Annotated in this window: 8 protein-coding genes; 7 read left to right on the plus strand and 1 reads right to left on the minus strand. The window is 42.2% G+C overall.

The features are described from left to right. Positions 1-20: 20 nt before the first annotated feature. On the minus strand, positions 21-1,022 hold the full coding sequence (locus BA724_RS09230; RefSeq protein ID WP_069938381.1) for a Bug family tripartite tricarboxylate transporter substrate binding protein: 1,002 nt from the start codon (positions 1,020-1,022) through the stop codon (positions 21-23). Positions 1,023-1,490: 468 nt separating this feature from the next. Here BA724_RS09230 and BA724_RS09235 point away from each other — a divergent pair, with 468 nt between their 5' ends. The 7 genes from BA724_RS09235 (at position 1,491) to BA724_RS09265 (ending at position 12,019) form a co-directional block, all read left to right on the plus strand. Next, a complete protein-coding gene (locus tag BA724_RS09235) occupies positions 1,491-2,663 on the plus strand; it encodes an MFS transporter (RefSeq protein ID WP_069938382.1) in 1,173 nt (390 codons plus the stop codon). A 152-nt stretch (positions 2,664-2,815) separates the two neighbouring features. After that, complete coding sequence (locus BA724_RS09240; RefSeq protein WP_069938383.1) at positions 2,816-3,631, plus strand: pyruvate, water dikinase regulatory protein; 816 nt, start codon at positions 2,816-2,818, stop codon at positions 3,629-3,631. 2 nt (positions 3,632-3,633) lie between these two features. After that, positions 3,634-6,306: a pyruvate, phosphate dikinase gene (gene ppdK, locus BA724_RS09245; protein ID WP_069938384.1), complete on the plus strand. Its 2,673-nt coding sequence runs from the start codon at positions 3,634-3,636 to the stop codon at positions 6,304-6,306. Positions 6,307-6,642: 336 nt separating this feature from the next. Continuing rightward, positions 6,643-8,082, plus strand: coding sequence for a PTS mannitol transporter subunit IIBC (locus tag BA724_RS09250; RefSeq protein ID WP_069938385.1), 1,440 nt, complete (start codon positions 6,643-6,645; stop codon positions 8,080-8,082). 260 nt (positions 8,083-8,342) lie between these two features. Beyond that, positions 8,343-10,439, plus strand: coding sequence for a BglG family transcription antiterminator (locus tag BA724_RS09255; RefSeq protein ID WP_069938386.1), 2,097 nt, complete (start codon positions 8,343-8,345; stop codon positions 10,437-10,439). Between the two features lies 1 nt (position 10,440). After that, positions 10,441-10,869: a PTS mannitol transporter subunit IIA gene (locus tag BA724_RS09260; protein ID WP_069938387.1), complete on the plus strand. Its 429-nt coding sequence runs from the start codon at positions 10,441-10,443 to the stop codon at positions 10,867-10,869. Position 10,870: 1 nt separating this feature from the next. Beyond that, positions 10,871-12,019 carry a mannitol-1-phosphate 5-dehydrogenase gene (locus tag BA724_RS09265; RefSeq protein ID WP_069938388.1) on the plus strand — a complete coding sequence of 383 codons (1,149 nt, stop codon included), beginning with the start codon at positions 10,871-10,873 and terminating at the stop codon, positions 12,017-12,019. Positions 12,020-12,331 lie beyond the last annotated feature (312 nt).

Genomic DNA, 12,331 nt, shown 5'->3' on the forward strand with positions numbered 1-12,331 from the left:
TATGCCTAGTATGGATTATGTTATTCTACTAAACCGATATTTTTTAAGATCTTCCCATACTCGTTGTAACTTTCTGTGATCTCTTTTTGAAATTCTTCAGGGCCTGCATACTTAGGGTCAACATCGATTTCCTTTAATTGTTCTTGCACAGAAGGATCATCTAATGCCTGTTTAAAAGCATCATGGATCAATTTTTGAACATCTTGCGGCAGGCCTTTAGGAGCGACAACACCGGTAAATACATCTACTTCTGCATCTAAACCTTTTTCTTTTAACAAGGGGGTATCTTGATGGGCTTCAGGTTTATAGCTTCCTAAATTCGCTAATATACGAAAATCTCCGGACTTAACATATTCTTTTGCTGTTTGAGGAAGTAAACTAGCTCCTTGAGTATGTCCACCTAACACAGCTGTAACAGTTTCACCGCCGCTTTCAAAGTGAACGGCCTTCGTTTTTACGTTTGCAGCAGCGTTTAAAGCTTCCATACTAATGTGTACAGTACTGCCAGCGCCCACTGTAGCGTAAGTAAATTTCCCTGGATTCTTTTTGACATATTCCAGCCACTCATCAAATGTTTTCCATGGTGCGTCTGATTTTACAGTCAAAAATTGAGGAACAACGGTCGCTTGTAAAATAGGTTGAAAACTATCATGAGTAAAGACAGTTTTCCCAAAAAGCGGTTGAAGGGAGAGCTGAGACACGGTTAACATCCCAAGGGTATAGCCATCTGGTTTTGCTCCGTGTACTTCTGTTGCTCCAATTGTAGCGGCACCACCGGGCTTATTCACAACTACGATCGATTGTCCATTAGGGATGTATTTTTCAGCTCCCTTTGCAAGCACCCGGGCTATCATTTCTGTAGAAGAACCTGAGGCATAAGGAACGATCAATTGGATTGTTTTTTTAGGAAAGTCACTATTAGCCTGCCCTTCATTGTTTTCTGAAGAGGCCTTTTGGGTTTGTGAGCAACCTCCAAGTATTAAGGATAAAATCAACATGGATAACATAACTAATTTTTTCATCATCAAAACCCCCTTTTGATTTTTATAAGCGCTTACATTTATTTTGGAATGTCATGTGCCTGAGTTCGACATTGGTTCTGTCTATCATTTTTCTTAGATAATGATTTTTCTACACAAAGTAAACTGAATAACTCTGCTTGTAACCACTTCAAGTAATGAAAATTAATAAATCAAATCAACACCCCCTTGCCAAATTTTTCTTAAAGATACCTTGCTTTTAATAAATCTGTTTTTTACGTTACACCATGGTTGTAAGTAAATAAAAGACCCAAGTTGCATATAACAGAACAAATGAAAAAAATTAAAAATTTTGACTTTTTCATTATCCATCTATTTGAGTATTAATATTATCTATTGGTCGGATAAAAATAATCAATTTGATAATGATGTACCTTTTCATTAATAATCTACATATATCCATAAAACTTAATTTAAATATCTTATTCGGATGAAATCGAGGGATAAAAGATGCATGATCAGAGCATATGGAGTAAGGACTTTATATTAGTCTCAATTAGCAGCTTTTTTCAGTTTATGACCTTCTATACGATGCTTGCTACTCTCCCTATGTTTGTTTTGGATTTTTTACAAGGAACTAGTCTTCAAGCGGGCCTTGTCATCACGTTACATGCGCTCGGTGCCATTCTATTAAGACCATTGACAGGGAGGTGGCTGGATGAACTTGGAAGGGAGAGGGTTTTACAGGTCTCATTAATTTTATTTACAGGTATTTGTTTTTTGTATCTGGGGGTTCGAAGTCTTTTACTTTTACTTTTTATTCGACTTTTCCACGGCATGACATTCGGAACATTGTCTACGACAATGGCGACAATTGCAATTGATATTTCTCCGGATCAACGCAAGGGGGAAGCATTAGGGTATTTTGGAATGTTTATGAGTTTGGCAATGGTTCTTGGCCCCTTTACCGGCCTTGCGATTATTAGCCACTATAGCTACAACGTATTGTTTATTTGTTGTACTGTTTTTGCTTTGCTTACCTTTCTTTCTGGAAGCTTAGCGGGGGCTTTTGAAAAAAAAGAAAAAGCGAAGAGTATGGAATCATTGAGTTGGAGAAACTTTATCGAAATTAAAGCCGTTCCTTATGGGTTAATGACTTTTATTCTTGCATTTGTTTACGCAGGAACGGCTGCCTTTATTCCAATTTATGCGAGACAAATAGGCATGGAATCTTTTGCTGGTTATTTCTTTGTAATCTTTGCAGCTTTCATCATACTATCTAGATTATTTGTAGGGAAGTTGTACGACCGTAAAGGAACGAACATGGTTGTTTACCCATTCGTTCTGGTTTATATCATTGGGATGATAACGCTAAGTCAAGCACATAATCCATTATTTTTTTTGAGTGCAGGAGCACTCGTAGGACTTGGATATGGTGCCCTGCACCCTTCTTTTCAAACACTTGCAGTGCAATCTGTTGCCAATTATCGGAGAGGCTTAGCAACATCTACATTTTACTTGTTTTTTGATTTAGGCGTGGCAGTAGGGTCGTTTTTGCTGGGCATTATCTCGTCTCATACAAATTATAGCTTCATCTATATTTTATGTGCTGTTTTTTTGCTGCTAATTTATGCGTTGTATTATTACTTCCATCAACAAAAAAATAGCCCTGATACCATTTAGATTAGTTTGTTAGTATATAAGTTGCTGAATAGGCGGCATATATCTTTTTAGAAAGATTTTTTGTCCGAAAATTAAAAAAATAAACACAAAAATAGAGGGTCTTGTCCTTGTTTCCAGAGTGTACTTAACTGAGAGTGAGGAGTGAATGCCTTATGAGCAAGAAAGAAATCGTTTATCTTTTATCGGATTCTGTTGGGGAAACTGCTGAGTTCGTGGTGAAAGCGGTTGCCACCCAATTTATTAGGAGGGAATTTGAGATTCGGCAGAACTCCTATGTCGACAAAGTGTCTGATATAGAAGATGTCATTGTGGAGGCGAAACAAACGAATTCGATTATTGCCTATACGTTAGTCATAGACTTTTTAAAGGATTATTTAAATAGACGAGCTAACGAAGAAAAGATTCTTGCTGTAGATTTACTCCATCCACTAATGGATGCTTTTATAACGAAGTTTAATAGGGAGCCAATTCGTGAACCAGGCTTGATGCGGAAACTAGACGAACATTATTTTCAAAAGGTAGAGGCAGTGGAGTTTGCTGTAAAGTATGATGATGCTCGTGATATAGAAGGCATTTTAAAAGCCGATATTGTCTTAATTGGTGTATCACGTACCTCAAAAACGCCGTTATCTATGTACCTGGCTTACAAAGGGTATAAAGTGGCGAACATTCCTCTCGTTCCTGAAGTGCCGGCTCCTCATGAACTGTTCAACGTTCCGAGAAACAGATGTGTGGGCCTCGTTATTACCCCGGATAAGTTAAACGCTATTCGCAAGGAACGTTTGAAGACATTAGGCTTAAAGCCAGAGGCGAGTTATGCCCGGTTTGAGCGGATTCTTGAAGAGCTGGATTATGCCGAGAAAGTGATGAAACAAGTCGGCTGTCCCGTTATTAATGTTTCCAACAAAGCGATTGAAGAAACAGCGAACTATATTATTGAATCTTTAAATATGGAGAGGAGTTTTTAATAGTGGGGAAAATGGTATATATGTTTGATGAAGGACATAGTGGAATGAAAGAAATTCTAGGCGGCAAAGGGGCAAACATTGCAGAGATGACCCGTATCGGCTTGCCGGTTCCTTATGGTTTTACCATTTCCACTCAAGCTTGTAATGCCTATTACAAAGCAGGAAAAGAGATTCAACATGAAGTGAAAACTGAGGTACTTGAATCGCTGCGCCGCCTCGAGGGAAGAACAGGTAAAAAACTTGGAGATACATTCAATCCTCTCCTTGTATCGGTGCGCTCGGGTTCCGTGTTTTCCATGCCAGGGATGATGGATACGGTATTAAATCTGGGCATGAATGATCAAACCGTGGAAGCGATGGCCCAATTAACGAACAACCCACGCTTCGCTTATGACTCGTATCGCCGGTTTATTCAAATGTTTTGTAATGTTGTTCTAGAGATAGATGTCTTTTTCTTTGAGCAATATCTAGAAGAAATAAGAGAACAAAAGGGATATCATTCTGATCCTGAATTGACTGCCGAAGATTGGAAAGAAGTCATTGTCGGCTACAAAAAAATTGTCAAAAAGCATACAGGAAGCGAGTTTCCTCAAGATCCTATGGAACAGCTTTTCTTAGCGATTAACGCCGTATTTGATTCATGGAATAACCAGCGGGCCATCGTATACCGTCGCCTTAATAAAATCCCGAGTCATCATGGTACGGCGGTCAATATTCAAAGTATGGTCTTTGGAAACATGGGGGAGGACTCCGGGACTGGGGTGGCATTTACCCGCGATCCGTCAACAGGGGAGGCCGTACTTTATGGGGAATATCTAATCAATGCTCAAGGGGAAGATGTTGTCGCAGGCATTCGAACTCCTCATCCGATTCACACGTTAAAAAATGATATGCCTGATGTTTTTGAAGAATTTAACGGCATGTGCCGTCGACTTGAATCTCATTATAAAGATATGCAGGACATTGAATTTACTGTGGAGCGCGGCCAATTGTTTATTCTCCAGACGCGAAATGGGAAGCGAACAGCCCAAGCGGCCATACGTACTGCAGTAGAAATGGTGGAGGAAGGGATCATTGATCGAAAAGAAGCGATTCTTCGGATTGAGCCAGAACAGTTAAATCAACTGCTCCATCGCAGAATTGATGATACGCACGAACGCCATACACTCGCGAAAGGATTGCCCGCTTCACCTGGAGCGGCAACAGGGCAAGTTGTTTTTGATCCCGATGAGGCGGAGAGATTAAATCATAAAGGTGAAAAAGTGATTCTCGTCCGTCCTGAAACAACGCCAGATGATATTCATGGCATTATTGCATCAGAAGGAGTGTTGACAAGTCGTGGCGGTATGACGAGTCATGCAGCTGTTGTGGCTAGAGGAATGGGGAAGGCGTGTATTTGTGGCTGTGAACCATTAAAAATTGATCTAAAGCAAAAACAGTTTCAAATAGGTGAGAACGTTGTTAACCACCTGGATACGATCACAATTGACGGAGGTACAGGTGAAATCATGCTTGGAGAAATTCCGATGATCGACCCACAGCTTTCAGATCAGTTTGAGCTATTGCTTTCTTGGGCAGATCAAGAACGAACGCTTGGTGTGCGTGCAAATGCTGACAACCCAGAGGATACGAAAAAAGCGCTTGAATTTGGCGCCATCGGCATAGGTTTATGCCGAACAGAGCATATGTTTATGGATGCCAGCCGAATTCCGATTGTGCAGGAAATGATTCTTTCAGAGACGTATGAAGAGAGGAAACATGCATTGGATAAGCTCTTACCGATGCAGCAGGGGGATTTTAAAGGCATTTTTGAAGTGATGCAAGGTTATCCAGTAACGATTCGTTTATTAGATCCGCCACTGCATGAGTTCCTGCCGGACAAAGAGCAGCTGATCGTCGACGTATCAAAACTGCAAATCACAGATCCAGAGTCTTCAGAGTTAAAGGAAAAAGAATTGTTGCTTAAAAGAGTCCGTCAATTAGATGAGTCTAATCCAATGCTGGGCCATCGGGGCTGCCGTCTTGGTATTATTCATCCTGAAATTTACAAAATGCAAGCTGAAGCCATTTTTTACGCAGCAACTGAATTAGTAAAGAAAGGCATCGATGTAAAGCCGGAAATTATGATTCCTCTTGTCGGGCATGTGAATGAGCTTAAAATGCTGCGACAATTGGTTATGGATACTGCCAATAATATAATAGAAGAAACAGGAATAGTCATTGACTTTACAATTGGTACGATGATAGAAATTCCCCGGGCTGCACTTACAGCAGATGAAATTGCAGAAGAAGCTGACTTTTTCTCCTTTGGAACGAATGATTTAACGCAGACAACTTTTGGTTTCAGCCGAGATGATGCGGAGGGCAAGTTTCTGAAAACTTATATAGATGAAAACATCGTGACCGATAATCCTTTTGCGGTTCTGGACCAAGAAGGGGTTGGGAAATTAATCAAAATGGGTGTGAAGCTTGGCCGGCAAACAAAACCAGCTTTAAAAACGGGTATTTGTGGGGAACATGGAGGAGAAAAAAGCTCTATTGAATTTTGTTATAAAGAAGGCTTAGATTATGTAAGTTGTTCACCATACCGAGTTCCGCTGGCACGTTTAGCTGCAGCTCAAGCGGCCATTCAAAATGAAAAACAAAAAGGCCAACTGGTAAGTGCTGATCATTAAACTATACCCCATCTAGTTGACGCATAAAAAAGTCCCTGTTTGGGGCTTTTTGTGTTTTGCAGAAACACCCGTTTATAAGAAGCATAACTGCATGAGCGGAGGAAGGTAAGGAAACAAGATTGGCCCAGTCAATGTCCGGAAAAGGAATATAATAGGTATGTTCACCTATAGAATCTTACTGGTACAGTTCACTTTTTTCAATGATGTCAACATTCCCCTTGCCAAAATAGTGTTTTCCTTTCATTGTTTATCTGCTGAAACCGCTTTATTATAAGACTATAGACAGAGATAATCAGTCAGATGAAATAGAAAACAAAAAGGAAAGGGGTTTTTCAGATGAATCAACAGACAGAGCCTAAAGCAGATTTTCGTGTGAAAATTCAGCGGTTCGGCAGTCATTTAAGCGGCATGATCATGCCAAATATCGGTGCATTCATTGCATGGGGACTTATTACCGCATTATTTATTCCAACTGGATGGATTCCGAATGAAGACTTAGCGGCGCTTGTCGGCCCAATGATTACGTTCTTATTGCCAATTTTAATCGGTTTTACCGGCGGACGGATTGTATATGACATCCGCGGAGGTGTCGTCGGTGCAACAGCAACGATGGGGGTTATCGTCGGCTCGGATATTCCAATGTTCCTCGGTGCCATGATTATGGGTCCTCTCGGGGGCTATGCGATTAAAAAGTTTGACCAGCTTGTAGATGGCAAAATTAAATCCGGTTTCGAAATGCTTGTCAACAACTTCTCAGCCGGTATTATCGGTGGTATTTTAACACTTATCGCGTATAAAGCGATCGGTCCGGTTGTTTTGACACTTAACAAAACATTAGCGGCAGGCGTGCAGGCGATTGTGGATGCAAACCTGCTTCCGCTGGCGAGTATTTTTATTGAACCGGCGAAAGTATTGTTCTTAAATAACGCGATTAACCACGGCATTTTAAGCCCGATTGGAATTGAAGAAGCGGCAGCAGCAGGAAAATCGGTTTTATTCCTTCTTGAATCGAACCCGGGTCCTGGTCTTGGAATTTTACTTGCGTACATGCTTTTTGGGAAAGGAATGGCGAAACAGTCTGCACCAGGTGCGGTCATTATCCATTTCCTTGGCGGTATTCACGAAATCTATTTCCCATATATTTTAATGAAGCCAATTCTGTTAGTGGCAGCAGTTGCGGGCGGGGCAGCAGGTGTGGCAACATTTCTTTTATTCGATGTCGGTTTGTCAGCAGCTCCGTCACCAGGAAGTATTTTTGCCTTGATGATCATGTCGCCTCCAGGGAATCACCTTGGCGTGTTGGCAGGGGTTATTGCCGCAGCAGCTGTATCATTCCTGATCTCGGCTCTTGTATTGAAAACGTCTAAAGCAACAGAAGAAGATGGCTTGGCTGCAGCAGCTGCGAAAACATCTGCGTTAAAAGGAAAAGAAAGCCATGCAGCTTCTCTTGTGAAAACAGAAGAAACACCAACAGCGACTCCAGCAGAAGGTCTGCCATCGAATGTAGAAAAAATTATTTTTGCCTGCGATGCAGGGATGGGGTCAAGTGCAATGGGTGCATCTATTTTGAAAAATAAAGCGAAAAAAGCAGCGCTTGATGTAAACATTTCGAATACGTCGATCAGCAACTTGCCGGCGGACGCGGATGTAGTTATTACTCATAAAGACTTAACAGACCGCGCCAAAGCAAAATTGCCAAATGCGTATCATATTTCCGTTGAAAACTTCTTAAATAGTCCGAAATACGACGAATTGATGGAACAATTGAAGAAATAACAAAAAAGCAGCCGCATCGGGCTGCTTTTTTGTATGTTGAGGGGTATGACCTCTGTAAAGATGACACCTTTAGTATATAAAGAATAAAGTTCATAAACCATTATTCCGTTAGATTATCTCACAAAGAAATGTTTTTAAATGTTGGCAACAAGTTTCGTGACGAACTTCCATTTTCGATTTGTTGAATCCACAATTTAATGGGTTTATGATAAGAGAAGAAAGAAATACTAGTAAAAAGATGTCACAAGGGGGTGCACGGCATGTATGTATCTGCCCGTGAACGGCTGATTTTGGATTTGCTTATTGACCGGGAAGAAGAAATGACGGTTAAAGATCTGGCAGATGACATCGATGTCAGTGTGCGGACCGTCCATCGTGACTTAAAAGGCATTGAGCAGATGATAGAAGCTTACGATTTAAAGCTTGTGAAAAAAGCGGGGGTAGGTGTACAGCTCGTTGGCGCAAAAGAGAAAAGAGATGAGCTAAAAATGGCGATTTCTCACCTTTCTTACAGTGAGTATACGCCGGATGAACGCCAGACGATGCTGCTGTGCGCGCTGCTGGAATCGATTGAGCCGGTGAAGCTCGTATCCCTTGCTAACGACTTGCGCGTAACAATTGCCACAGTCAGTAATGATTTGACGAAGCTTGAAAAAACACTTAAGCAGTTTGGATTAACGATTGTCCGCCGGCGTGGGTATGGCGTAGAGCTTGAAGGAAGCGAAACAGCGAAGCGGCGCGCCATGAGTAGCATCATTGCGGAAAACGTGAATGAAGTGGAATTTTTATCCCTGGTAAAAGAAAGTATTCAAAAAAAAACACAGGATTCATCAGATTCTATTTCCGAGCGCTTGCTTGGATTAGTGGAGAAAAAGAAATTATTAATTGTTGAAAAAGTGGTCAAAGAAATTAACGCTGGTCTTCCGTATCCAGTGGCGGACAGCGCCTACATCGGACTTGTTGTCCATTTGGCGCTTGCGATTGAACGGATAGAGCGGGGCGGCAACATTCAAATGGATCGGGCCTACTTGAACCAGCTGCAGGCCGCGCCGGAATTTGATATTGCCCGAGAAATGACGGAGAAATTAAAAGCCGTTTTTCAAATGGATATTCCGGAAGCGGAAGTCGGCTATATTACGATGCATTTGCAAGGGGCGAAGCTGCGTCAGGACAAAGAGTATGTCTTAGAAGAATCAAGTTTTCAGGTCGCTCTAAAAGCAAAAGGATTAATCCAGTTCGTTGAAGAAAAGCTTGGGATTGGGCTGCTGGACGACCAGTCTCTTTTTCAAGGGCTCGTCGTCCATTTAAAGCCGGCTATGTACCGTATTAAGCAAAAAATGGGTATTACCAACCCGCTGCTTGAACGGATCCAATCCGATTACAGTGACTTATTTGCGATTGTTAAACAAGCGGTACATCATGTTTTTCCATCCACTGATGTGCCGGATGAAGAAATTGGCTATCTCGTCATGCATTTTGGTTCAGCCTTGCCCGGCGCCAAGCCCGCCGGACCGTTAAAGGCATACACAATTTGCTCAACTGGCATCGGTACATCAAAAATGCTAGCTGCACGGCTGCAGCAGGAAGTGCCGGAATTAACAAGCATAAAAAACATTTCACTGTTTGAATTAAGCAACCTGGAATTAGACGATGATCTTGTTATCTCAACGATTCCACTGCCAGATTTTGATCACGATCATATTGTGGTCAGTCCGGTGCTGACGAAAGAAGATTTAACGAAAGTACACGCTTATATAAGAAGGCACAATGCGATACCGGTTCAGCCGGAGCGAACTGCTTTCAAACAGCCGGTTCGTTCATTTGGCCAAATCGAAAAAACAGTGGGCAGCATTCAGCGTTATTCGGATGCGCTGCAAAACATTTTAAGACAGCTTTCCGTTACCCGTTCTGAGAAGAATGCAGCAGAAGAAGTGCTGAAGGAAGCCTGTACCGTGCTTTCGTCCATTCAATCGGAAGAGACAATCGTGCAGGCGCTGCTCCAACGGGAAAAGCTGGGCGGCATCGGGATTCCCGGGACAAAAATTGCTTTTTTCCATGCGCGCCACCCGGATGTTTTAACCCCTTCGTTTACGATGCACAGACTGGCGAAACCGGTCATCCTCGAAGGAATGGATCAACAGAAGATGAAATCGGACACGATAATTATGATGCTATCACCGGATCCTTATCATGCGGAAGGGCTTGAGTTGCTGAGTATGATCAGTTCACTCATAATTGAAAGTGATGACAGCATCGCCTTGTTTCAGTCGGGACGGGAAGAGGAAATAAAAGAGTGGATGGCGACAAAATTAGAGACGTTTTTATATGAAAAAATAACAGAATTAAGGAGTGTTTAACATGGCTATTTTATCTGCTGAAAACATCGTATTAAATCAACAACTTGGATCAAAAGAAGAAGCGATTCGTGCAACAGGACAGGTGCTTGTGGACCGTGGATATGTTGAACCCGCTTATATCGAAAAAATGCTTGAGCGTGAACAATTGACGACAACATATATGGGCAATTTCGTAGCGATCCCGCACGGTACAGAAGAAGCGAAAAGTGCCGTAAAGGAATCAGGTATCTCTATTATTCAAGTGCCGGATGGGGTCAGCTTTGATGGAAATGAAGTAAAGCTGTTAATCGGTATTGCTGGAAAAGGCGATGAGCATTTGGAAATTCTATCGCAAATCGCGATTGTCTGCTCTGAGGAAGATAATGTGCTTCAAATCGTAAATGCTTCGTCTAAAGAAGAAATTTTAGCTATGTTTGACGAGGTGAACTAATATGCTAGCTGTCCATTTTGGCGCAGGAAACATCGGCCGCGGCTTTATCGGAAGCCTTTTGTATCAATCGGGATATGAAACATGTTTTGTTGATGTAAACAGTGAAATTGTGGATTTAATCAACGAAAAAGGCGAGTACCGTGTTGTGCTTGCAGATGAATCCCATGAAGAGCTTGTTGTGAAAAACGTCCGTGCGGTCAACAGTGCGGCAAATCCAGAACAAGTCATTGAAGCGATCGTACAGGCGGACTTGGTAACTGCGGCGGTTGGCCCGAACATTTTGCCGCACATTGCCGGTCTTGTGGCAGAAGGATTGCGTAAACGCACAAAACCAGTTAATGTGATTGCCTGCGAAAATATGGTTGGCGGCAGTACATTGCTGAAAGAAAAAGTAATGGAAAAAACACCTGAAGCAGAACGGGAAGCGATATTGGCCCGAACCGGCTTTCCGGATGCAGCGGTTGACCGGATTGTGCCGAATCAGTCAAACGAAGACAAATTGATGGTTGTCGTAGAGCCATTTTATGAATGGGCTGTCGAAGAAACAAAAATCGTTGGTGAAAAGCCTGCGGTAGAAGGCATCACTTGGGTACCGGACTTAAAGCCGTATATTGAGCGGAAGCTGTTTACCGTCAATACGGGCCATGCGGTTGCAGCGTATTTTGGCTGGCAGGCGGGGGCAAAAACGATCGATGAAGCCCTTCAAAACGATACCATCAAACAGGCGCTTGAAGCGACTTTAAAAGAAACAGGCCGTTTTTTAGTGGAGAAATACCGATTTGACGCAGCTGAGCATGATCAATACATTGCAAAGATCATCGGCCGTTTTGCCAATCCGCATATTACAGATGATATTCCACGTGTCGGTCGTGCGCCAATTCGTAAGCTGGGCGGAGATGACCGCCTTGTCAGTCCGGCAAAGCAGTATGAACAGCTCATCGGTGAGACACCAGCTTATCTGGCGAAAAGCATTGCCGCTGCCCTTTTGTATGACTATGCACAAGATCCGGAAGCGGTTGAAGTGCAAGGAGAAATTGGCCAGAACGGTGTAGAATCCGCCATTAAAAAATTCACGCAGCTTAATGAAGCGAATCCATTGTTTGCGGAAATTGTGAAGCAATACGAGTTGATTCAGGAGAATGGAATTTAATTAAAATGAAGAGGCTGTCCCACAAATCAGGCACATCTGAATTTGTGGGACAGCCTTTTTTATTCGCCATTTCCCGCTAACGCTGGAATACCAGTCATTAACGTCGGGAAATTAGTTTTTTCGGCGCAATCAGAAATATATCGGCGTTAATTCATGATAGACCAGCATAAGGAAAATACCACAGAACGGATCGATTCTCCGGGCAATGCAATACGGAGTACATGTCGCTGAAGAGATCCATTCAATTCATTCTATAAAGTCATTAATAAAATCACGTTCCAATATGTCTGGCGGTTCCTGAAGAAAGTTGAG

The sequence above is a fragment of the Domibacillus iocasae genome, assembly GCF_001750285.1.
Lineage (GTDB): Bacteria > Bacillota > Bacilli > Bacillales > Domibacillaceae > Domibacillus > Domibacillus iocasae.